The sequence below is a fragment of the Pelagicoccus mobilis genome (assembly GCF_016595505.1).
GTDB lineage: Bacteria > Verrucomicrobiota > Verrucomicrobiia > Opitutales > Opitutaceae > Pelagicoccus > Pelagicoccus mobilis.
Map to the genome: position 1 here is coordinate 41754 of NZ_JAENIL010000020.1, position 22968 is coordinate 64721.

18 protein-coding genes are annotated in these 22968 nt (G+C 53.5%); 12 read left to right on the plus strand and 6 right to left on the minus strand.

Annotated elements, in window-relative coordinates; genetic code table 11:
* The first annotated feature begins 9 nt into the window (after positions 1-9).
* Both JIN87_RS12130 and JIN87_RS12135 read left to right on the plus strand, forming a co-directional pair.
* Positions 10-1485: a DUF1501 domain-containing protein gene (locus JIN87_RS12130; RefSeq protein WP_200355830.1), complete on the plus strand. Its 1476-nt coding sequence runs from the start codon at positions 10-12 to the stop codon at positions 1483-1485.
* Between the two features lie 168 nt (positions 1486-1653).
* Positions 1654-3018 carry a c-type cytochrome domain-containing protein gene (locus JIN87_RS12135; RefSeq protein WP_200355831.1) on the plus strand — a complete coding sequence of 455 codons (1365 nt, stop codon included), beginning with the start codon at positions 1654-1656 and terminating at the stop codon, positions 3016-3018.
* 280 nt (positions 3019-3298) lie between these two features.
* Here JIN87_RS12135 and JIN87_RS12140 read toward each other — a convergent pair whose 3' ends face one another.
* The 3 genes from JIN87_RS12140 to JIN87_RS12150 form a co-directional block, all read right to left on the minus strand.
* Entirely contained in the window at positions 3299-4606 is a 1308-nt protein-coding gene (locus JIN87_RS12140; RefSeq protein WP_200355832.1) for a B12-binding domain-containing radical SAM protein, read from the minus strand.
* Positions 4603-4980 carry a hypothetical protein gene (locus tag JIN87_RS12145; protein ID WP_200355833.1) on the minus strand — a complete coding sequence of 126 codons (378 nt, stop codon included), beginning with the start codon at positions 4978-4980 and terminating at the stop codon, positions 4603-4605. Before JIN87_RS12145 ends, JIN87_RS12140 begins: the two co-directional genes overlap by 4 nt.
* A gap of 160 nt (positions 4981-5140) precedes the next feature.
* Positions 5141-5638 (minus strand): SRPBCC family protein, encoded by a 498-nt coding sequence (locus JIN87_RS12150; RefSeq protein ID WP_200355834.1) that lies wholly within the window; start codon positions 5636-5638, stop codon positions 5141-5143.
* A gap of 149 nt (positions 5639-5787) precedes the next feature.
* Between JIN87_RS12150 and JIN87_RS12155 the strand changes: the two genes are divergently transcribed.
* Entirely contained in the window at positions 5788-6207 is a 420-nt protein-coding gene (locus JIN87_RS12155) for a hypothetical protein (protein ID WP_200355835.1), read from the plus strand.
* A gap of 6 nt (positions 6208-6213) precedes the next feature.
* On the opposite strand, the gene JIN87_RS12160 is transcribed toward JIN87_RS12155, so the two are convergent.
* The 3 genes from JIN87_RS12160 to JIN87_RS12170 are packed head-to-tail and all read right to left on the minus strand — an operon-like array spanning position 6214 to position 8731.
* A complete protein-coding gene (locus JIN87_RS12160) occupies positions 6214-6741 on the minus strand; it encodes a YkgJ family cysteine cluster protein (RefSeq protein ID WP_200355836.1) in 528 nt (175 codons plus the stop codon).
* Positions 6742-6801: 60 nt separating this feature from the next.
* Complete coding sequence (locus tag JIN87_RS12165) at positions 6802-7812, minus strand: 3-keto-disaccharide hydrolase (RefSeq protein WP_200355837.1); 1011 nt, start codon at positions 7810-7812, stop codon at positions 6802-6804.
* Positions 7813-7831: 19 nt separating this feature from the next.
* The gene (locus JIN87_RS12170) at positions 7832-8731 is read right to left on the minus strand and encodes an AraC family transcriptional regulator (RefSeq protein ID WP_200355838.1); all 900 of its coding nucleotides are present in this window, start codon (positions 8729-8731) and stop codon (positions 7832-7834) included.
* Positions 8732-8866: 135 nt separating this feature from the next.
* Here JIN87_RS12170 and JIN87_RS12175 point away from each other — a divergent pair, with 135 nt between their 5' ends.
* The 9 genes from JIN87_RS12175 to JIN87_RS12215 all read left to right on the plus strand — a co-directional run bounded on the left by JIN87_RS12175 (position 8867) and on the right by JIN87_RS12215 (position 22829).
* Entirely contained in the window at positions 8867-12178 is a 3312-nt protein-coding gene (locus JIN87_RS12175) for a PSD1 and planctomycete cytochrome C domain-containing protein (RefSeq protein ID WP_200355839.1), read from the plus strand.
* A gap of 53 nt (positions 12179-12231) precedes the next feature.
* Positions 12232-13620 (plus strand): DUF1501 domain-containing protein, encoded by a 1389-nt coding sequence (locus tag JIN87_RS12180; RefSeq protein ID WP_200355840.1) that lies wholly within the window; start codon positions 12232-12234, stop codon positions 13618-13620.
* Positions 13621-13627: 7 nt separating this feature from the next.
* Positions 13628-14593: a c-type cytochrome domain-containing protein gene (locus JIN87_RS12185; RefSeq protein WP_200355841.1), complete on the plus strand. Its 966-nt coding sequence runs from the start codon at positions 13628-13630 to the stop codon at positions 14591-14593.
* Entirely contained in the window at positions 14586-15350 is a 765-nt protein-coding gene (locus JIN87_RS12190; protein WP_200355842.1) for an SDR family NAD(P)-dependent oxidoreductase, read from the plus strand. The genes JIN87_RS12185 and JIN87_RS12190 overlap by 8 nt, the downstream gene beginning before the upstream one ends.
* A 175-nt stretch (positions 15351-15525) precedes the next feature.
* Positions 15526-15903, plus strand: coding sequence for a cupin domain-containing protein (locus tag JIN87_RS12195; protein ID WP_200355843.1), 378 nt, complete (start codon positions 15526-15528; stop codon positions 15901-15903).
* Between the two features lie 79 nt (positions 15904-15982).
* Positions 15983-17095 (plus strand): aldose epimerase family protein, encoded by a 1113-nt coding sequence (locus JIN87_RS12200; RefSeq protein WP_200355844.1) that lies wholly within the window; start codon positions 15983-15985, stop codon positions 17093-17095.
* Between the two features lie 96 nt (positions 17096-17191).
* The gene (locus JIN87_RS12205; RefSeq protein WP_200355845.1) at positions 17192-17731 is read left to right on the plus strand and encodes an RNA polymerase sigma factor; all 540 of its coding nucleotides are present in this window, start codon (positions 17192-17194) and stop codon (positions 17729-17731) included.
* A 16-nt stretch (positions 17732-17747) separates the two neighbouring features.
* Entirely contained in the window at positions 17748-18806 is a 1059-nt protein-coding gene (locus JIN87_RS12210; protein ID WP_200355846.1) for a FecR domain-containing protein, read from the plus strand.
* Positions 18807-18929: 123 nt separating this feature from the next.
* Positions 18930-22829: a TonB-dependent receptor gene (locus JIN87_RS12215; RefSeq protein WP_200355847.1), complete on the plus strand. Its 3900-nt coding sequence runs from the start codon at positions 18930-18932 to the stop codon at positions 22827-22829.
* The last annotated feature ends 139 nt before the right edge of the window (positions 22830-22968 follow it).

Below are 22968 nucleotides of genomic sequence, written 5' to 3' on the forward strand. Positions count from 1 at the left end.
AGAACGCGTATGAACCTCATTACACAACTCCAAACCGATAGCCTTTCGGCAACGACGCGCCGCTATTTCCTCAAGGAATGCATGGCTGGACTTGGCGCGATCTGGTTTTCCTCGGAAGCGGGAAAACTGTTCGGCAAATCTGGATACACATCAAAAAACGCCAATCCACTCGCAGCGAAACACCCGCACTTTCCGCCAAAAGCGAAACGGATCATCTTCCTGCACATGGCCGGGGCACCCAGTCAACTTGACCTCTTCGATTACAAGCCAGAACTCTTCCGCCTCGACGGCAAGGACTGCCCACCAGAGTTTCTTGAAGGCCAACGCTTCGCCTTCATATCGGGCGTCCCCAGTCTACTTGCCCCCCGTCACAAGTTTAACCCTGCGGGTAAAAGCGGACAGATGATCTCGGAGATTCTTCCCCACTTTCGGGAGATCATCGATGAGGTTTGCTTCATCAAATCCATGCAAACCGACCAGTTTAACCACGCTCCCGCCCAACTGCTTCTACACACCGGGAATGCAAACCTCGGCAACGCCTCCATGGGATCCTGGATCACTTATGGTCTCGGGACCGAGAACCAAAACCTTCCTGGATTTATGGTGCTCGTGTCGGGCGGTAAAAATCCTTCCGCCGGCAAGTCCGCATGGAGCAGCGGCTTTCTTCCTTCCGTCTACCAAGGGGTACAATGTCGATCAGAAGGCGACCCGATCCTTTATCTGAACAACCCCTCTCAAATCGACCGACGATCCCGTCGCCAAATTCTAGATACGATCGACGAGATTAACCGCCGACACTACGAGGAGGTGGGCGATCCTGAAACCTTAACACGCATTTCCCAATACGAGATGACCTACCGGCTCCAAATGCATGCCACCGACGCGCTGGACATCGAGAAGGAGCCCGAATACATCCACAACTCCTACGGCACAAATCCCGGCAAGGAGTCATTCGCCAATAATTGCCTACTCGCCCGAAGACTCGTCGAACGAGGTGTTCGCTATGTTCAGCTCTACGACTGGGGTTGGGATCACCACGGAAACGGACAAAACACAATCGACGAAGGTTTGGCTCGTAAGTGCAAGGAGATCGATCGTCCCATTGCCGCCCTTATCCAAGACCTCAAACAAAGGGGCTTGCTCGACGACACGCTAGTCGTCTGGGGAGGCGAATTCGGACGCACTCCGATGCGCGAGCTGCGCGGAGGGGTAGCTTCCGATACCTTCGGGCGCGACCACCACAAGGAAGCCTTCACCATCTGGATGGCCGGAGCCGGAGTCAAAGGCGGTTACACCTATGGGCAAACGGATCCATTCGGATTCTTCGTCGAGGAAAACCCAGTCCACGTCCGTGACCTACAAGCCACGATTCTTCACGCACTCGGTCTGGACAGTCACCATCTCAGTTTCCCCTACCAAGGACTCGACCAACGCCTGACCGGAGTGGGAGAAACGCCTCACGTGATCGAAGACCTTTTCGCCTAAGCTATGCAGAAAACGAGGCGAAATTATATTTTGGCTACAGGATCAGCGAGCCTCATTGCGATCGTCATTTGGATGTTAGCAACGAGCTTCACGCAAGGTTCGGAATCTAGCCCGTGGTCTACCTTCCTCGGAGGGTTCCACCCGCTGGTTCTCCACATACCTATTGGCGTGGTAATCGTAATCTTCGCACGCAGCCTCTGGAACCTCCGAACTCGTGCAGCATCAGACAACCGATTTCTCTGGCTCTTGGCTGCGTTAAGCTCCTCCGCCTCGTTTGCGAGCGGGTACTTTCTTGGCAATGAAGGAGGATACGACAGCGAACTCTTGAATCGGCACCTTTGGTCCGCAGCAGCCTTCACAGCCTTCGCTTGGATCAGTTTCATCCTCGAGGTCCTCCCTGCCTCTCGCTCAGCGAAAGCGCTGCTCTTAAGCCTAAATCTGGTCTCAGTCAGTCTCGCTGGCCACTACGGCGGCCTCATGGTTCACGGCGATCCTTTCGCAGCAGCGCCATGGCTAAACGATCCTCAACGTTATGCGATACTTCCAGAAATCGGAGAGGAAGTCGCTCTCTATCAGGATATCATCGACCCGATTCTCCAAGCTAAGTGCGTATCCTGCCACGGACCCGCGAAACGAAAAGGATCGCTCCGCCTCGACACCTACGCCCACATTCGAGTCGGGGGCAAGAACGGCGGAGTTCTAACCGGAAACGATCCGACTCGCTCTACACTTCTCACCGTCACCAAACTTCCCCTACACGACGACCAGCACATGCCCCCCAAGGGAAAACCTCAACTTAACGAAGTAGAGCAAGCGGCCATTAGCCATTGGATAGCGAACGGATCATCCGTCGAACTCGTTCTTCCGAGTGCGGACGTTCCTTCGAGCTTTCAGGCCATGCTTGTCCCCGGCTACCGCCTATTGCCCGATCCAAAACTTGAAGCCGAACGCCTTGCCAAAGAAAAGGAGAAACAGCTCTTGGCCATAGCCCGACGTGCCGAGCTGCAATCGCTAATCAACGAGCGTCCCCCAGAGCTCGCGTCTTGCTTTACCTTCGCCGATCAACACGGCGACACACTGCATTTCACCCCTATCACTCAAAAAGGACAGCTGACCTCAGATTTGCTCGAGACCCTGCTACCCCTCATTAACGAGTGCCACACTATCGATCTTTCAGATCTAACGCTACCGGACTCTCTGTTCGCAATGCTCGCCCAATCGGAATCACTGGTCGATCTAAACCTCTCTCGAACACAGCTAACAGAACTCGCCCTATCATCTCTGAGCGTCTCGCCAAACCTGGAGCGACTCAATCTCTTCGCCACCAAGCTTTCAGCTCAATGGCTCACTTCGGCACAAGGATTCCAATCCCTGAGAACCCTCTACATAGGACAAAATGGAATATCCAGGGAACACCTCGATTCAGTCCGGACTCACTTCCCGAACACGGAAGTCATCGGAGATCTGTACCTCGAAGCTACAGCGGACGAAGATGTCTCCGATACCTATGAAGACACAGAAGGATCGAAATGATCATTCGCTAGCCGCGCACCTCGTAGCGAGGTAGCCCAATGCTCCCCCCATCCAGGTCAGAGAAGCCACCGCCCAAGCGGCTACCCCCATAGAACTTGGAGTGAAAATAGCGGCCAAAGCTATGATTGCGACTGATACTCCCCCAATGAGGGCGGCAATCCCCACACAGGCCTTAATGCTATTGATTTTGTTTTCCATACCCTAGGAGTGCCCAAGGTCCCTAGAAAGGTGACAGACTTTTTTGGAAAAAACCGAAAAAGATGAACTTGGGCCACACTAGCTAACACGCGTCCGCCATCATCTTCGCTTTGCAAAATCGACGACGGCGCTGCTCCACTTCCTCCTCGTCATAGACCCTGCTCACGAGATCGATAAAACCGTCTCGCAACTGACTCACCGACATTCCCTTCGGCTGATAGCAAATATCAAACAATGTCCGCCGCCGCCAGTCCTCAGCATGGATCAGCCGCCCTTCCCTCGCTAAGCGATCATACAAAGGCGTCCCAGGGAAAGGCGTCAAAAACGTCAGCTGCACTTCGAACAAATTGCTCTCCCGGATAAAATCCCAGTAGCGCTCAAACACGTCCGGCGTATGGGTATCGAGCCCCAGAACAAAACACCCGTTAACAGTGATGCCGTGATCCTGTATCCGCTTTATTGATTCCAGATAGCGCGTCGCTTGCTTGGACTTCCAATTCGCCTTGAGCTCCAATCCACTCACATCGCCCGGATCCTCAAACCCGATCAACACCTGAGCGCAGCCCGCCCTCTTCATCTTCGTCAGCAGTTTCGGGTCAGACGCAATCGATACATCCGTTTCAGTAAACCAGCGAAATCCGCACCCTCGCATCGCATCCATCAACGCATGCCCATAGCGCTTGTTCGCAAAGGTGTTGTCGTCCGCGAACTCGATAAAAGGGTGCGGCCAAATCGACTTCAATACCTCGATTTCCTGCATAACCTTGTCCACCGGCTTACAGCGATACCCGCCACCCAACCGTATCGACGCAGCGCAAAACTCGCACTCCCAAGGACATCCCCGCGTCGTTTGCACCGTCAAGCGATTGTACCTCTCCACTTCAAGCAAATCGAATCTCGGAATCGGAGATTGCCCCAAATCATACGCCCTCTCCGCTTTGTAGAAATCGCGCATCGCACCCTTCTCAAAGTCCTCGAGCAAAACCGGCCAAACAAGCTCGCCCTCTCCAGCAACCACGCTGTCGAAATGCTCCCCGCACTCCTCGGGACACAAGCTAGCATGCAGTCCCCCGATCACCGTTTTCACTCCGTTCGACCTTAGGTATCCAGACAACGCGTACGCATCGAACGCCCGTGCCGTAAAAGTGCTGAAGGCAACAAGATCAAAGGCCAACAGCTTCTCCCTCCCGCATGTCTCCAGCTCATCTACCTCGATATATTCCATTTCCCAATGATCCGGGGTCAGAGCTGCCAGCGTCAGCAAGCCCAAGCTCGGCAACGAAGCGATCGTCTTACTACGCTCCACAAATCCCGGTACCGTCAACCCAATCTCCAGTAATTCCTCATCGAACACCCGTATCCCGCTCATCGCTACAAACGCCACCTTCATCGCACACCTCCCACATAAACGATCGCAATCACAATTCCCCAAGACGCAGCCAAAACCGGGAGAAAAAACAGATGCCGAAACCTCTTCTTCCAGGCGCTCAAGAAGCAGACCAATGGCATCAGAAGATTGGCCGCCGCCAATCCCCACGCCCCATATTCAATCCACTCCGCCGGATCCGATTCCTGAATCGTGAACGCAAAAAGGCTATTCAAAAATCCGATACCAAAGAACGCGATATGGCCGAGACGCATCATCCGTCGCGTAAACGAGCTATACCCGCCCAACCATTTCTCTCGATGAAAAAACAAGCCGATCGCCGCGCCCGAAAGCACTCCCGCAGCCATCCCAATCCAGCCAACAAGTAAATTATGCATAGTGAGGTTTCCAATAGAGGTTAAACGCAGACCAAACCGCCTGCCCCTTACCTAAAACTGGAAACGCGCCAACATCCCCCTTCCAGAGGGGAACTTCGCATATCACAGCAGCACGAATCTACATCTGTTCAAAAAGTGCACATCCACCTCGGACATTTTTTCAGACAAACAAAGCTCGGCTTGCGCCGAAGCGTTTCTCCAAATACTGGCTGCGAAAATCAAAGATTCGCTTCAGGCGGCGTTTCACAAAGACAGAATGGACCAGCAAGCCAAGCGGACCGAAAGGCAGCACGTAGTTAACTCGATCCGTCATGATCGTCCCATCCGACACAGATTGAAACGCGTGCAAGTGATGCCAAAACCGATAAGGCCCGAGCCGCTGTTCATCCACGAAATACTCTCTCGGCTGGCAGTGCGAAATCTCGGTAACCCAACGCTGCCTCACCCCAGGAAGCACACGTATCCGGTATTCAATCACCTGCCCGGCAAACATCGAAAAATCCGCCCCAGACAAGATCTCAAAACGCAGAAACGGCGGCGTCATTTCGTCGAGATTGCGAGGATCCGAAAAAAACTCCCAAACCACGTCAATCGGACGCGGGATGAATTGCTTGCGATTCAAAGTATGCACCCTTGGGAATCCTATGAAATTGCTCATCAAGAAAAAGCCCAGACCCTGACAAGAGCCCCCTATTATCGATCCAAGGGCGATTCAAAGCGGCAACGTCGATTTACCCGAATCTAGGCAGCAAATTGATAATTCCCCCGAACAGCGCTAGAAAAAGGACCACCGCACGAAGCGGTAAAATGAATAACTCAAACAAACGATTCTACGCACGCTTTGGTGGAAGCTGGGGAAGCTTCGGCATTTTCGCTCTGCTCGCGTACGGACTCGAGCTCTACTCATACCTCCCCTTCTTCGGCCTCCTTGGATACGCTACGATGATCCTGCTCCTCCTGCTCGCGCTTAGCGAGGCAGAGGTTCGGCTGCACTATCTCCTGGTAAGCGGTAGCCTTATGATTTTCGGAGCCTTCGCTTCATTCGACCTCGTGTCTTCGCGAGATGAGTTGACTACGATCTGGAAGGAGTGGCTGGGCGAGGATATCACCAACGAACAATCCAGTGGCCTGGTTCAAGCCCTGCTAATTCTTCTCGGAATATTCTGCGGAAGCCTCGCCTCCGCTACACTCTTCTACGGCCTGAACAAAAAGAACTTCCGAGGCTAGAGAATATCACTCCTCCTCTTCGGTATAAAACCGCTCGTGAGCCAGAAGGTCCAACTGATGCATCACGAGCCCTAGATCAGCGAACGCTTCCGCTGCGGACGCGTCGATCATACCGGAATCAATCTGCCGCTGCACTCTCCGCAATCTCAGTCCCAGAGAACTGCGTTCGTCCTCCTCTCCCATTTTCCGCAAAAGGCGACGCGCCTGATCAGCTTTCCGCCGAGCCTTCTTCACCACTCGTAAAGCGCTTTCCAGAGATGTCTCACCTGCCGCAAGCTCTTTGAACACGCCACACTCAAACGAGCGACACTGTTGCGGACGGTCCTGATAGACCTTGCACTTCAAGTCACCACAAAGGGCCCGACACGGTTGCTTGAAGAAAGCAACCGGCACCTTGGCACGGGAGCGCTTCACCGGCATTCCTAAAGCCTTCAAATCATCCGTACTCTCATCAGGGCCAAATCGAACATTGTCGAAAAGCGTCCCGTCACAACACATCCCGCAAGCGAGGCAAAGCTGTTCACCAAGATTCACAGCATCAGCACCTCAGCTCTCAAACGACGAAGCAAGCTTAGATCACTCTAGGGAGCGTCTTCACTCGAGCACCGGCTCTAAATAGACATTGCGGTACTCGATCGACGTATGGTCTCCCTGAAGGAAGATGGGGCCGGCCGTCATCGGATCCGTATGGATCGCTCCTCCAGTAGGCCGGTCCACCGGCACGTTATCGACCACCGTTTCCCCATTAAGGACGATTGTGACATGACGGTCGACCAACGTCAGATCATAGCTTTGCCAAGTACCTGGTTCGCCAGCCGCCTGATGACTAGGACCGATCACGCTGAATACAGATCCTATTCCGATCTTCCCCTGCATGCGACTATCACGGTCGACCACCTGCACCTCATACATGCCTCGTAAATACACTCCGCTGTTCTGCCCTGCTTTAGGACGAAACTCGATGTGCAGGCGAAAGTCTTCAAACACAGCTTCTGTACGCAGATTGCCAAACGTACCCGTCGATCCGAAATCCGTTTTTGGCGTCGTGTTCACAAGCAATCCATCCCGAGCGCTCCAACCGTTTGTCTTGTTTGGCTCGTTGAGCCGCCAGCCTGCCAGATCCTTCCCATTGAAAAGCGTCACTGCTTGACCGAATTTCACCTTCGTCAGATCAGGTTTAGCTGGCATGGCAGGATACTTTTTTCCCGTGAACTCAATCCGATCGTAAGGAGCGTCCAAAGAATCACAAAGGATGAGCCCCTGCAATCGCCCATCACGAACGCCTACCCTGACCTGATTCTGCGTCACAAATGCTTCATCACCGGGCTGACGCTTGATCTTCATCGAAAACACAAGCTCATCGCCTTCCAGCCTGACGTCCTTGTGCGGCCCCGCGCCTAAAACATGCACCCGCATGCGCACAATCGGCTTACCATCCTCTTCCTCCACTTTCAACCAAGCGGGTTCTTCCGTTTCTAGCTGCAGCGACCAAGTTCCCAAAAGCGACTCAGGAACCTTAGCCTGTAGACCTGCTCCCACAAAAACGCCAACCAAGGCGATGAGCCGCAGCCCCACCCAAACTCGCTTCCCAAACAATCTAGCCATAGCTGTCCTCCTATTTCAACTACACCGGTAGTCGTTCGCGACATTGTCTACGGAACTCCTTGGGTGACACGCCCTTTCGCTCCTTAAACTGTCTATTGAAGTTCGATAGATTCTGAAAGCCGGACGCGTAGCAGATTTCCGCCACACTGCTGTCGCTTTGCATCAACAGTCGACAGGCTTCTCCGACCCTCAACTCATTCACATACTGGATGAAGGACTTGCCGGTGTTCTTCTTGAAGAAACGCGAGAAGGACTTTGGGCTAAAGCCAATGTGTTTGGCCACCGCTTCGAGCCTGATTTCCGATCCTAGGTTTTCGATGATCCAATCCTTTACCAAGTCGATCCGCTTCACATTCCGCTCGTTGAGTGAGGGAGAATAGAATGCGCTCACCAAAGGTCTTCGCTCATCTTCTGGAGCTGACGCGAGCGTATCCAAAATAAGGAGAAACTGAGCCAACCGCTGCGTCGCATTTTGTTGAGGCATCAGCTTCATCATTTCCTCCACTCTCTCCCTCGCCTTTCCCGAGAACTCGATAGAGCGCCGCGTCGACTCCAAAAAAGCACGGATCTGCTCCATCTCTGGTTTGGATAGAAACTCGCTACCGAGCGACTCCTCCGAAAACTGGATCACCAACATGGCCGGGTTCTCAGGATCTCCATCTGGGGCCTCACTTGGCTGAAAGGCATGCGGCACATTCGCCCCATTCAATATCAGCGTTCCGGGCATAATCTCACCAATACAATCTCCCGTGATGTGGTGCCCGGTATTTTTGAGTATGAGCAGGATATCTATCTCCGGGTGGTAGTGCCAGGTCGACCACATGTCAGTATCAGCTTTGAATGAAAATAGCTGCGTTTCACAGGCGGTGATAATCTCCCGCTGTGCCTCGATCGCCGTTGTTGCAGATGCCTTAACCATCCCTAGACTAGTCCAAATTCCTCAACTCCTTGCCTCTACTTATTTGATTAAGGAGGAAATAGTATCAAAACTTGTCCCTAAAACAGTGTACCGCAAATCGTTTTTAAGCTAATCTCGCTAGCCTCCCCAAACGAGATGAAGCCCTTTCCCCACACAATTGGCTCTTTCGCCGCCTTTCTACTTGTAGGATTCAGCACGTCCGCAGACGAGCTTTCGAACGAGGACCTGCAGTTCTTCGAGTCTGAAGTCCGCCCCCTGCTGATCGACAACTGCTACAAATGCCATTCGGCGGACGCCGAGAAAATCCGTGGCCACTTCCTCATCGACTCCGCCCCCGCGATGCTTCGCGGAGGTGAAAGCGGTCCTGCCATCGTCCCCGGAAACTCTGCGGAAAGTCGGCTCATTCAGATGGTGAAACGTCACCCCGACTACGAGGCAATGCCTCCAAAGTCTAAACTCGCCCCCGAGGAAATCGAGACTCTCATCGCCTGGATCGATCGGGGAGCTCCCGATCCGCGTGTCGAAGAAAGCCTCTCCGCCGCCGACCTCTCTGATTTCAATCTCGAGGAGCGCAAAAAGTGGTGGTCCCTTCAACCCGTCAATACCCCCGAAATCCCCGAGGTAAAAAACGCAGATTGGCCAGCCAACGACTACGACAACTTCCTCCTCTCCAAGCTCGAGGAGAAAGGCTGGCAACCGGCGGAATCAACCGATCGCCGAACCCTACTGCGTCGCCTTAGCTTCGATCTCATCGGCCTAGCCCCTACTCCCGAGGAGCTAGAATCATTTCTCTCAGACAACTCGCCAGACGCTTATCAAAAGCAAGTCGACCGGCTTCTCGCCTCTCCTCACTTCGGCGAAAAATGGGCCCGACACTGGCTCGACCTCGTACGCTACGCCGAGACCAAAGCCTTCGAAGCGGACTACACCATGACTCATGCGTATCGTTACCGCGACTACATCATCAACGCCCTTAACCAAGACGTCCCCTTTGATCAGTTCATCCTCGAATCCTTAGCCGGTGACCTCATCGAAGAACCACGTATCAATCCGACAACCGGCGACAACGAATCGGTAATGGGCCCAGGCTTCATCTATCTCACCGATGGTCAGCACGGACCACCCGACATCCATGAGGACGAAGCTCGCATTTTTGACGGCATGATCGATGTCACCAGCAAAGCGTTCCTGGGGTCCACTCTCGCCTGTGCTCGCTGTCACGACCACAAGTTCGACGCCATCACCACCGGCGACTACTACTCCTTCTACGGCATGCTCCGCAGCTCCCGTCTCAGCTATGCGAATACAGTACCTGACTCCGCGCAACAAGCCCCGCTCAGGGAACTTAAAAAGAAACGAGCATCGCTCGAGAAGCTCGCATTCGACGCTACGCTAGAAGACATCAATCAAGTTTCTGCTTACCTGGAAGCAACCCGTGAACTCGCAAACTCTCCAACCGTCCAATCAATCGTTTCTGACTACAACAAAGAGACAAAAGAAGATCAGAAACTACGCAACCAAGGTCCCAAAGTTCTCAAGCAACGGCTTGCCTCCGAATCCAAAGCCTTAGCCACACACAAAGGTCTCGATTCAGAGGCTCTCACTAACTGGCTCATACTGGCAACCAATGCCAAAGCCAGGTCTAAGCACGCCTCGCTCGCCCCGCTCTTTCAACAGGAGAAAACGAAATCTCCCCAACGAGACAAAGACCTTAGCCAATCGTTCGCTGACGTATCCAAATCTCTGTACAATTGGAAATACCAAGGACTCGCGTTTCAGGACCAAGCACCCTCCGCAGGAACTCCTGTCTTCACCTCCCAAGGGCACAACGGCGTTCAGAGCTTAGTCGATGGCCAGCACACTAGCGGATATCTCGCAGGACGTGTAACGGGTGCCCTTCGCTCCCCCGACTTCATCATCGACGGGAAACCGATCGAGCTCCAAGCCAAAGGCAATGGCGGTACCGTTCGCCTCGTTATCCGCAACTACGAACTTACCGGCCGAGGGCCAACCACAGGGAAACTCTATAAGGCGATCAACACCAAGGACTGGGAAACGATTCGGTTCCAAACGTACCTCTGGGAAGGCGAACCAGCTTACCTCGAATTCGCCCAGAACAATGTTTCAAACCATTCCAAGCACCCTAAGCACGGACCACACAACGAACCAAGCGACGACGCCTTCCTCACCTTCCGCTTCCACAGCACCAATGATTGGGAACACTATTGGAAAACCAGCGGAGACTCCGCGGAAGCGGTCGGCAAGAAACTTAAGCAACTCTGGGCCGCTGGAAAAAAACGCAAACTATCACCAACAGATGCCGAAGTGCTCGGATCCTTCTACGCAGTCGGTCTCATCAATGCGGATACACGTAGAAACAAAACATTCGACAAAGCGCTTCGCGAATACCGAGAGCTCGCCCTCACCATCCCGAAACCGCGTTTCGCCCGCAGTCTCGTCGACGGAGACCAACATGACGAACCCATCTACATTCGCGGCTCTCACAATAATCTCAGCCAAGATCACAACCCTCGCCGATTCTTCGATGCCTTTGGAGGTAAAGAACTCACCAGCCGAGGGAGCGGACGACTCGATTGGGCGAAGGAAGTCGCAGACCCGGAAAACCCGCTTACCGCACGCGTACAAGTCAACCGGCTTTGGAAGCACATATTCGGTGCCGGGCTTGTTGAGACGACTAACGACTTCGGGCAAATGGGCAAACTGCCAACCCATCCGGATCTCCTTGATCACCTCGCCAACGACTTCGTAGAGAACAACTGGTCGATCAAACATATGATCAGAAAAATGGTAAGCACCAAAGCTTACCAGATGTCCTCTCAACCAAGCGAACTTGCCCAGCAAGAGGATCCCCAAAACAGCCTTTTGCAGCACATGCCAGTCAAGCGACTTGAGGCGGAACTGATACGAGATCACATCCTCGCCAGTAGCGGTGCACTCAATACAAAGCAATTCGGTCCAAGTGTTTCCGCATACGTCGATGACATGCCGAATAGTCGAGCCAAACCACCAACAGGACCTCTCAACGGAGACGGCCGGCGCTCAATCTACTTGGAAATGCGACGCAATTTCCTCTCAACATTCCTCCGAGCGTTCGATATGCCCAACGCCACTGAATCAATCGGCAAGCGTCAGGTTACCAACGTGCCCGCCCAGTCCCTTGCCCTCATGAACGACCCCTTCGTACATGAGCAAGCCAAAGCATGGGCAAACAAGGTCATGGCTTCGTCTGAGACGGAGGACGAGCGTATCCACAAGATCCATATCGACGCATTCAGTCGCCCCGCTTCACCCAAGGAGTTGGACTGGGCGAAACGCTTCCTGAGCGAGCTCTCCCGCGACTACGGCTCAAGCTCTTCTGACCTCACCGTTTGGACCGACCTCTGCCACATGATCTACAATCGCAAAGAGTTCATCTACATCTTTTAGGAAACATGACGAGCACTTCATACCTCATAATTCATACTTCATAATTTCCAAAGATGATTTCCCGACGCGAATTTCTGAAACAAAGTTCGATAGGCTTCGGCACATTGGCTCTCGGAGGGCTAATGCAACAAGACCTCCTTGGCGCCCAATCCCCTTTGTATCCAAAGACTCCCCACTTCGCGCCCAAAGCGAAGAGTGTCATATTCCTCTACATGGACGGCGGGGTTTCCCAGGTCGATAGTTTCGACCCCAAGCCCCAACTCGAAAAGGAGAACGGCCAAGCGCCAAAATTCAAAGTTGACGCCACCGTTTTCAACAACAACGGAAACCTTCTCAAGAGCCCATGGGAGTTTAATCACTACGGCGAAAGCGGCCTTCCGATCAGTGACCTCTTCCCGCACATTGGTTCCTGCGCGGACGACCTTTGCGTCATCCGCTCTATGACCGCCCTCTCTCCGAACCACCCAAACGCAAACTACGCGCTACACTGCGGACACGTTCTCTCCGGTCGTCCCAGTATGGGAGCATGGGCCTCCTACGGCCTCGGCACACTCAGTCAGAACCTCCCAAGCTACGTTGTCATCCACGGCGGCCAAGTTCCCGCCGGTGGCATGCAGTGCTTCGGTAGCGGATTCCTTCCCGCCAATCACCAAGGCTCCATTTTCCTCTCCAAGCATCCGGTCCTCAACAACACTTCGTATCAGGAAAAAAGCGACGCCATCCAACGCAAGAAGCTCCAATTCCTGCACGAAATGGACGGGGACCTAGAGGCCCGGCTCAGTCACGCCGAAGCCATCGAGTCCGCCATCCAGAACTACGAGCTCGCCTACCGGATGCAGATGGAGGTTCCGGAAGTCACAGACATCAGCGGTGAAACCAAAGCGACCCAACAGCTCTACGGACTCGATGCCCCTTACAAAAACACCCGCGAGTACGCCGCCCAATGCCTCATGGCTCGTCGCCTCGTGGAGCGAGGTGTTCGCTTTGTCGAGTTAACCATCAATCCTGGCAACGGAGATCGCTGGGACCAACATTCTGACCTCATCGACGGCCACCAAAAGAATGCAATGGCGGTCGACCAACCAATCGCCGGACTGATCAAAGACCTCAAGTCCCGCGGTCTCCTTGACTCCACCTTACTTGTCTTCGCCGGCGAGTTCGGACGCACTCCCTTCGCTCAAGGCACCAATGGGCGCGATCACAACCCACAAGGCTTTAGTATCTGGATGGCTGGAGGCGGTATCAATGGAGGGACTATTTACGGAGCCACCGACGAATATGGTTACCGAGTCATCGAAAACAAAATGAGCGTACACGACCTCCATGCCAACATGCTCCATCTCCTTGGTATTGACCATACCCGCCTCACCTACCGATTCAGCGGCCGCGACATTCGCCTCACCGACGTCCATGGTGAGATCATCCCTGAGATCATGGTTTAATCAGAAAATGCGTATCTCCTTTTCATCACCCACCGCCGCTCTCAGATTCTTCGTGCTCCTTAGTGTTCCTTCGTGGGCAAGCTACACATCAGCCGACATCGACTACTCCACTGAGATCGCACCCATTCTTGAGCAGTATTGCGTCAGTTGCCACGGGTCCAAGAAACAGAAAAGTGGATACAGGCTCGATAGCTACGCGGCCTTCCTTTCCCCGGGTGACAGTGACGAAAACCCAATCAATCCTCGCGACCCGATGGGTAGTCCGCTCATGGAATACCTGCTCCTTCCGAAAAGCGACGATTACGCCATGCCCCCCGAGGACGAAGATTCCCCCAGCGGAGACGATATTCTAAAAATCGCCCATTGGATTTACCAAGGAGCAAAAGAAGGCGACGCCGAACTCGCCCGTCTCCCCATTGAAGAGCTTCTAAGCCCTGAAGAGTTCGCTGCAGTTGAGGACCTTCGCTCTCGCGGTGCTATCATCCACAAACGGGGACAAGACGAAGCGACTCTCTTTGTCGATATCCAATCTCTGGTTACAACGCTCAGCTCCAACGACATCTCTAATCTAGAGAAAATCGCCACTCACACGATTGAGCTCAATCTTGCTAACCTGAGTTCAAGTAACATCGATTGGCTCAAATCCTTCACCGAACTTCGTTCTCTAAATCTTCGAAATAGTCAGATTCCCGATGATGCGATCGAAACGCTAAATACATTGAATAAGCTTCAGACCTTGAATCTCTTTGGGACTAACCTGAACAACAAGGGCCTGGAAACTCTGCTCGTTCCTTTAGCCGGCAAACTCTACGTGGGTCAAACTCGGGCAAGTCAGTTCGGAATCGAAAGCGCAAAATCAAGAAATCCCAATCGAGCAGTCTACGGCATTCCCAAGCTCGAGGAAGTAAAAGCGATCACAGATAACGCACGCAGCAGTTCAAATAGTTTCAACCCAATCCCTGCAGATGGTTAATACACAAAAACCGCTCCTCGGGAAGGTCGCCCTTGTCACAGGTAGCACAACGGGCCTCGGTCTCGCGATAGCAGAGGAGCTTGGAGCTCAAGGAGCAACTGTCGCATTGAACTTCCACAGCAACCTTGATCGAGCAGAAAGCGCTCTCGATAAGTATTTATCACTCGGATACAAAGGAGACCTCTTCAAATCGAATATCTGCAACGAAGGCAGTATCAAAGAACTTGTCTCGGATATAGAATCAAAACTAGGCCCCATCGATATCCTCGTCCCCAACGCAACCGGGCCCCAACCTCAGCTTCCAATCGAAGAGTACACTTGGGAGATTTACCAAGAGCTGATCGATTTCTTCATAAAGAGCCCCTTTCTACTGACCCAATCCGTCGTTCCCCAGATGAAGTCCAAAAAATGGGGGCGTATCGTCAACATCGGCTCGGAAGTTGTCGAAACCGCTGCACCGAACTTCAGCGCGTACGTATCCGCAAAGGGAGGACAAAAGTCCTGGAGCCAAAGCATGGCAACCGAACTCGCCCCCTTTGGCATCACCGTCAACCTTGTTTCGCCGGGTTGGATACCAACGGAGCGCCACGCCGACATTCCTCAGGACGCGCTCGACTCTTACAAATCCACAGTTCCAGTTGGCCGTTTGGGAGTCCCTCAAGATGTAGCCAAGGCAGTCGCCTACCTGTGCGATCCGGCAAGCTCATTTATTACTGGGCAAACCCTTTGCCTCAACGGGGGCCGCAGTCCCTCTTGATTCTTACACCTAATCGTGAGTCACGCGGATTGCTTGGGAGCTTATAGTTGGCTCGCCCCCTCGCGTTGTACCCGCCCCGACACTATGTAAACAAGGCATTCACTGCATCCTAAACACATCTGTTCTTCGTCCCGAATCCGTTCGGGAGTCCTCCAACCTCAACCCACCTCATACAATGAAGACGAAGAAAGAAGATATCCCAGTAGCCATGGAAATGGGCGAACTCGTTGCCAGGCTCCTACCCGATCAAGGCGGTATGGACATGTCGTATAACCAATTCCCGAAGGGAACCGACTTCACTCCATTCCTCAAAGGCCTCGACTGCGACCACTGCCATTGTCCGCACTACGGTTACATCTTTGAAGGCAAGTTTCGCTTCATCTATGACGATGGCTCTGAAGAGACTTATGAAGAAGGAGACTTCTATTACGCTCCAGCCGGACACACCGCCATCGTCGACGAAGACGTAAAGTTCATCGACCTCAGTCCACATAAAGAGCACCAGGAGGTCCTCAGTCACGTCGGCAAGGTCATCGAGCAGATGAACGGTTGACCGAACGAGACTCCCTCATTGAAACGTTTCGCCTGCAAACTCCTGTACAGCGAATACGGGAGTTTGCATGGCTCGACGCATGCCCAAACCTCGATCCCGCAAATACCTCCGCAAACTAGCTCCTATCCTCGCTAGCTCTTCGGCAATCACCGCCGGCTCTATCCAAGAGGAGCCGTGGGGCACTGTTGAAGACAAGCCAGTCTACCTCTACACCCTCACCAACGAAAACGGGATGATCATGAAGATCACCAATTTCGGGGGCATCATCACCGAGCTGCATTTTCCGGACCGAAACGGGAAGCTCGATGATGTGGTACTCGGCTTCGATAACCTCGGGGATTACGTTAAGCCTCATCCAAGCTTTGGCGCTACGATCGGCCGCTTCGCCAACCGTATCGTCAACGGTGAGTTCACCATCGATGGAACGACCTACCAGCTTACCAAGAACAACGGCAAACACTCCATACACGGAGGCGGCGAATTCCACAAATCGGTTTGGGCGAGCGAACCCGTAACTTCCGATGAAGGAGTCGGAGTGCGCCTCCGTCACTTCTCGCCAGATGGCAGCAATGGCTATCCAGGCAATCTCGATTCCACTGTCACCTACACGCTCACTCATGACAATTCAGTGCGGGTCGACTTCGAAGCGACGACCGACAAGCCCACGCACGTGGCGATGACGCAGCACACTTACTTCAACCTAAACGGTGCGAAGGACCTGATCTACGATCAACTACTGCAAGTCGACGCGACCTTCGTCACCGAGATGGATGAAGACGGAGCACCCACTGGCGTCATCTCAAAAACAGAAGGCAAGCCCTGGGACCTCAAAGAACAAGTGCGTATCGGCGACAAGATCCATGACATCCCACTCGTCGGCTATCATCATTGCTACATTCTCGACAAGCCAGTGGGAGAATTCGCAAAGGTCGCCACCCTTATCGATCCTCTCTCCGGACGCCAGCTAGACGTGTCTACGACCCAACGAGGCCTTGTTGTCTACGCCTCCAACGGGCTAAGCGACGAGTTCGTGGGCAAATACGGCATCCGCTACGGTGTTCATAAAGCGATCTGTTTGGAAACCCACGCCCTTCCAGCCTCGCCAGACTACTCCCACTTCCCCTCCACGGTTTTGTATCCGGAGGACAAGTACCACGAGACGGTCATCTATTCGTTCGGTCTAAGCGAGTGACCAAGGAGGGCGTCAGCGAAGTTTTCTTCTAGTTAATTTCGCTTGTAGGTGCGTCTCACTACCGAAGACGCACGCCTAAGCCTTCCTCCACTCCAAATGCCCCCACAGCCCCAGAGCATTTCAGACTGGTTCGAGTCTGAAGTCCGGGTCAACGAACCCAGTCTACGTGCCTACTTGAAGCACAAGGTGCCCGAGGGGACGGAGGTCGACGATATTCTACAAGAGACCTACGCGAAGATCATATCGATCCAGCGAACCAAGCCGATCCTCTCGCCAAGGGGTCTACTTTTCACGATCGCGAAAAATCTGATTCGAGATCTCTTCCGAAAGAAGTACTCTTCGAAAATCATTTCCTTAGGGGAAATCGACGACAGCTCCGTCTTCAATCTCGAACACACGGCCGTTCCTGAGTTCGCACAAACTGACGAAGTCGAAATTCTGCAGGCCGCCATCAGATCGCTCCCTAAAAAATGCCGAGTCATCTTCCTCCTTCGAAACTATGAACGCCTTTCCTACAAACAGATCGCGGAACGCCTGGGCATCTCGGTCAAAACAGTGGAGGCCCAATTAGCCATTGGCATCAAGCGTTGCCGCAAGTTCTTCGAAGCCAAAGGGATCATCAACGAGTCACGCTGAAGACACTCAAGCGATCATGTTCAACCACGACAACAACGAGCAGGAAGCTAATTCCTTATTCGAACGAGCCGCAGACTGGTTTGTGAAATGCGAACGTGGTTTGAGCCCGGATGAAAACGCCCAACTCGAAAGAGAACTCGAACGGGATCCAAAACTGCAAGATGAACTCGACGCGTTTTTCGAATCTCAACAACTGGCCCAAGGCCTATCCCCAGATCTCGCAAACGAGCTGCTCGCAGAAGCTCAAGCTACATCAACAGTCTCCACCTGGTGGAAGCATATGGGTGCCATGGCAGCGCTACTCATACTCGGAATCGGCCTCTTCTTCGCAACGCACCCCATAGATCAGACGACTCATACCGAGGAGTTGGTCGCCACCCAGCAAACGCAAACCCACGTCTTGCCAGATGGTTCACTCATTCGTCTAAATTCGGACACTAGAGTCGAGGTCAGTTACTCAGAGCATGAACGAGCCATCCAGCTTCTAAGCGGTGAAGCTCTCTTCGAGGTCGCCAAAGACAAATCACGCCCCTTCTCCGTATCGATTGGCGAGGTAAAGGTGCTCGCCGTCGGAACCGCTTTTAATATCAAGTTTTCCGATACAATCGATGTGTTCGTTACCGAGGGAATCGTGAGTATCGATTCGCCCCTCCTACTTGCTCACGACGCCGTTCAAGCTATAGAATCGAATGTGGGCCCATCATCCCCACTCGACCGGGGGAAGCGTGTGATCCAGGGTCAAAGAGCCGAAGTCATCCACAATGAAAATACGAAGGCTGTTCAATTAAAGGTCACTACCCCAGATCCCCAAACAGTGAACCAAGCACTTCGCTGGCAACGCTCGCTTTTAACGATCGAAGCGGAAACTCTCGAACAGATTGCCGCTAGCTTCGAACAGAAGACAGGCTACAAGCTCGTCATCGCTGACCCGAAATTGAAGCAACTCCAGTTCGGCGGTCGATTCCCGAGCGATGACGCGCTCGGGTTTCTCAAGATTTTGAATACCGGATACGGCATTCCATGGAAAAAGGGAGCAGAAGGCGAATTCATCATCGGAGAGCCTGATGCAAATTAGAACTTAGCCACAAAAAAACTTATCCAACTTACAGAATAATTTTTAGGGGATATTGGCGCTAGCTACGACTTCCTGCACGAACCGTGACGCCCTGACAGGCCACCAGCTGAAGTCATTGCTTCTGTGTCTCCAATCTACCCCAACTCCATTTTTGAACTACAAGAGCAGCCAGTGCGAACTGGCGGTCACTTCGAGTCTCACAAGGACTGTGATTCAAACGAGATGGGCATACGAGACGTCATCTTCATAGCGCTCGCATCCAAGCTCGCGATTCACCCCGCACTTGAAGCCGCCCAGAACTCGAACGATCCAAACGGGCTCCTATTGGCCCAATCGATGCGTTTCGAGATCGGTTCGGCATGGGCGGAAGAGTCGCTACCTCTACTGCTCGCGCAAATTGATCTGCCGGTGATCTACATTCGAAACGAGATCACAGGAATCAAATTGAATGCGGTGATTGGCGAGTACTCGCCAGCGGAAGCTCTCCATCAACTGACGGCCAACACGGGGCTAGTCGTTATTAAAGACGAGGACTCGGGAACTTGGCTCATCAAGCGTCAAGATCCAGAGAGCTCAACATTCACAACGATGAAAGACGGTTCGAATAACCAACAAAACTCATTCGAACCCAATATGGCTAATACAAAACCTACCCCTAAAAAACGGCTCGTACAGACAAGCAAAGGTCTGCTCGCGCTTTTGGCAGCTAGCAATGTTGCCGACATCAAAGGACAAGAGAACGAAGAAGAAGTCTTCGAACTCAGTCCCTTCTCAGTAACCGGACAAGAAGACTCCGGCTACCGTGCCACCTCCACCCTCGCCGGTACCCGACTGAACACGGACCTCAAAAACGTGGGATCGGCGATCTCGGTCCTAACTCAGGAGTTCTTTGAAGACACAGGAGCGACCGACGCAGCAAGCGTATTGTCCTACGCTCTCAGCACCGAAGTTAGCGGGCCTCAAGGCAACTTCGCCGGCAACACCTACAACTCCAGGGGCAACTCTGCCAACACGAACTCCGTACGTGCAAATCCAGAAGGAGCCCAACGCGTACGCGGACTCGCCTCCGCGGAGCTTACCCGCAACTATTTCCTAACGGATATCGCATTCGACAGCTACAACACCAGCGCCGTCACCATAAATCGCGGCCCGAATTCCCTGCTCTTCGGTATCGGCAGTCCGGGCGGGGTCATCGAGAACTCCCTCAATAAAGCGAGCCTCGGCAGCGACTTCGGAGAAGTCAGCCTCCGCCTCGGAAAACGCGGAAGCTATCGCGCATCGGTTGACTACAATAAGGTACTGATAGAAGATAAACTCGCCGTTCGATTCGCCGTTCTCGACGAAGAGGAAAACTTCCGTCAGGAACCCGCCTTCGAAGAGGATAGCCGCTTCTTCTTCACCTTCGAATCCGTCCTCGCTAAAAACGAAGACTCCGACTTCCTCGGCAAAACCACCCTTCGCGGCAACTACGAAAACGGCAGCATCGACCGCAACCCGCCGGAAGTCCTCCCGCCTGCAGACGGCCTCAAGGACTGGTTCTCCACCCCCGATCCAGCAATCCAAGACATCGTGGGTATCGACTGGGCCACTACGCCCGGAGCAGATTGGGCCGTCGACGGGTCCTTCGTCCCGAAGTGGACAGTCGACTCCGATCGCATCGAAGGATTCCCCGGCGCCTTTCGCGAACCGGCTATCCGAGGTTCCGCTCGCGAACCTTACTTCATATCCGAAGCCGTATACTTCCAACCAGACGGCACGATCGGGATAGGCATCCCAAGCGCGTCTGATCTTACTGGCGTGCAAGCCCGAATCCTGTACAAGGATGGCGAATACGGACGCGTTGGCGGAAACCCTCGCACCGACCTCCATTACACTAAGCCATTCGAAGGTGAAAGCTATTCACCCAACTTCGTCGTTCCGGTTATCATGAATCGAAACATATTCGATAACCGTAACCACCTGCTTTACGGCAATAGCAGCTTCTCTAACGACGATTTCGAAGCCTACAACCTCACCCTCGAGCAAAGCTTCTTCGGCGGCAATGGCGGTTTGGAGATCGCCTTCGACGAGCAGAACTTCGAGCGCGAATCGAGCCTGCCCTTCACAGGCAGCCGCGAATACGCCATCCGCATTGATGTCAGCGAAAACCTGCCGTACCAGGACGTCCCTAATCCTAATCTCGGTCGCCCTGTCATCGCCACAAACTGGGGCGATATGGATACACGTTCAGTCGATCGGCAAGCCCTGCGAGCCACCGCCTTCTACCAGCTCGACTTCACTGATCGCGAAGACCCGTTCAAATGGATCGGGAAGCACGTGCTAACCGGATTTTACAGTGAACAGGAGATCGACCGTAGGGGCGAAGGCTATATCGGACGCTACGTCGGAGCCGACTTCGACTTCCAAGCTGCCGTCACCCAGCGCACGATCAACAACTTCCGCAACGGCGCCAATATCATCCAGTACATCGGTCCATCCTACCTGAACGATTCGTCCATCCAATCAAAGGACGACATCCACATCGGCAACATCGCCACCATCCCCGCCTTCGTCGACGGCGAGGAGTTCAAAGTGGCCTACTTCGACAGCCGGACCCGTACCCACGAAATTGGCCACATCGCCACAAGACGCATCCTGAACAGTGGCAGTCTTTCCCAAGACAAAATAGATTCGAACGTATTCAGTATTCAAAGCTACCTGCTAAACGGCAATCTAGTCGGCCTAGCCGGTTGGCGCGAAGATTCGATCGACAGCTACGAGATTGCTTCCAACGATCGACTCCCCACCGGCGAATACGATCCGGCCAACTTCGTCCTCGGAGACACCCCAGCCTCAGCAGACGGCGATACCTTCACATGGAGTCTTGTCGCCCACGTGCCACAGGAACTCCCAGGTAAGTCGAAGCTGAGCTTCCACTACAACGAGTCCGAAAACTTCGCTCCATCGGGCGTGCGCCGCAATACTCTAGGCGACCTCCTATCCCCGCCAGAAGGCACCACCAAGGAATACGGATTCAGCCTCGATCTCTTGGAGAGCAAGCTATTCATTCGCGCCAACTGGTATGAAACGACCAGCGCCAACGCACAGGATAGCGCCGTGCAATCTGCCGCCAATAGCACCCTTTCCAGCCCGCTGTTTTGGCTACAGAACTTTAAGGAAGCAGAGCTCGACGGCTTGACCATTGCAGAAGCCCTGACGACCGACCAAAACCCACCCGAGGCCGGCAGTCTGTTCTCTTCCTACGACGAGCATTACAACACCATCATCGGTTCGCTGCCTCCAACGCTCGCCCAACGCGCAAACATTCGTTACGACGGAAACGCTTGGGTCACCGATCCACTCCCGGGTCGCATCGCCACTACCAGCTTCAAGGCAGAAGGTTTCGAGGTAGACCTCACCGCTACCCCCACCTCGAACTGGAGACTAGGGCTCAACGTCGCCAAGCAGGAAACTGTGCAAAGCGACACAGCCGCGGTGCTTTCACAAGTATCCAACACCCTAGTACAAGGACTCCAGGGTGCTGGATTGTGGGATTTGAATGACGCTCCTCTTATCGGAGGCTGGACCTTCAATACGCGCTATACCCGCGACGCGATTCTGCCCGTAGCAGCCGCCCTCACCAAGGACGGTCAATTCTCGCCTGAGCAACGCAAGTGGCGAGCAAACGCCTTCACCAATTACAAGTTCGAAGACGGACGCTTCAAGGGCCTGGGAATTGGCGGCGCCCTTCGCTGGCAAGACAAGGTAGCGACAGGATTCCCGCTTTCACTCAATTCAGACGGAATTCAAGTTCCAGACTTGAGCAGCCCCTTCCTCGGTTCTGACGAACTATCGGGCGACCTCTGGGCCAGCTACCAGACTCGTCTCGGAGACAAGATCGATTGGAAGATCCAGCTCAACATCCGTAATCTAATTGGTGAGAGTGACTATATCCCTGTTCGCACCAACCCAGACGGAAGTCTCGCCGTGGTCCGCAACCCGAATCCCACCGAGGTTTTCCTCACCAACACCTTCAAGTTCTAGGAATCGGCTAAAAACCGATTAAAGTTCCAATCCCCCTGCCACACACGGCAGGGGGATTTTTGTCGCCAAATTTAGATTCTCTTAGTCAATATCCTCCCCAAACGTGTCTTTGTATGTAATCTACAATTTAAAGCACTTT

What these genes read in the sequence shown, in the direction of transcription:
- JIN87_RS12130 (WP_200355830.1), top strand. Translation starts at nt 10, where the DNA reads ATGAACCTCATTACACAACTCCAAACCGATAGCCTTTCGGCAACGACG.
- JIN87_RS12140 (WP_200355832.1), bottom strand. Translation starts at nt 4,606, where the DNA reads ATGAAGGTGGCGTTTGTAGCGATGAGCGGGATACGGGTGTTCGATGAG.
- JIN87_RS12145 (WP_200355833.1), bottom strand. Translation starts at nt 4,980, where the DNA reads ATGCATAATTTACTTGTTGGCTGGATTGGGATGGCTGCGGGAGTGCTT.
- JIN87_RS12150 (WP_200355834.1), bottom strand. Translation starts at nt 5,638, where the DNA reads ATGAGCAATTTCATAGGATTCCCAAGGGTGCATACTTTGAATCGCAAG.
- JIN87_RS12155 (WP_200355835.1), top strand. Translation starts at nt 5,788, where the DNA reads ATGAATAACTCAAACAAACGATTCTACGCACGCTTTGGTGGAAGCTGG.
- JIN87_RS12165 (WP_200355837.1), bottom strand. Translation starts at nt 7,812, where the DNA reads ATGGCTAGATTGTTTGGGAAGCGAGTTTGGGTGGGGCTGCGGCTCATC.
- JIN87_RS12170 (WP_200355838.1), bottom strand. Translation starts at nt 8,731, where the DNA reads ATGGTTAAGGCATCTGCAACAACGGCGATCGAGGCACAGCGGGAGATT.
- JIN87_RS12175 (WP_200355839.1), top strand. Translation starts at nt 8,867, where the DNA reads ATGAAGCCCTTTCCCCACACAATTGGCTCTTTCGCCGCCTTTCTACTT.
- JIN87_RS12180 (WP_200355840.1), top strand. Translation starts at nt 12,232, where the DNA reads ATGATTTCCCGACGCGAATTTCTGAAACAAAGTTCGATAGGCTTCGGC.
- JIN87_RS12185 (WP_200355841.1), top strand. Translation starts at nt 13,628, where the DNA reads ATGCGTATCTCCTTTTCATCACCCACCGCCGCTCTCAGATTCTTCGTG.
- JIN87_RS12190 (WP_200355842.1), top strand. Translation starts at nt 14,586, where the DNA reads ATGGTTAATACACAAAAACCGCTCCTCGGGAAGGTCGCCCTTGTCACA.
- JIN87_RS12195 (WP_200355843.1), top strand. Translation starts at nt 15,526, where the DNA reads ATGAAGACGAAGAAAGAAGATATCCCAGTAGCCATGGAAATGGGCGAA.
- JIN87_RS12200 (WP_200355844.1), top strand. Translation starts at nt 15,983, where the DNA reads ATGCCCAAACCTCGATCCCGCAAATACCTCCGCAAACTAGCTCCTATC.
- JIN87_RS12205 (WP_200355845.1), top strand. Translation starts at nt 17,192, where the DNA reads ATGCCCCCACAGCCCCAGAGCATTTCAGACTGGTTCGAGTCTGAAGTC.
- JIN87_RS12210 (WP_200355846.1), top strand. Translation starts at nt 17,748, where the DNA reads ATGTTCAACCACGACAACAACGAGCAGGAAGCTAATTCCTTATTCGAA.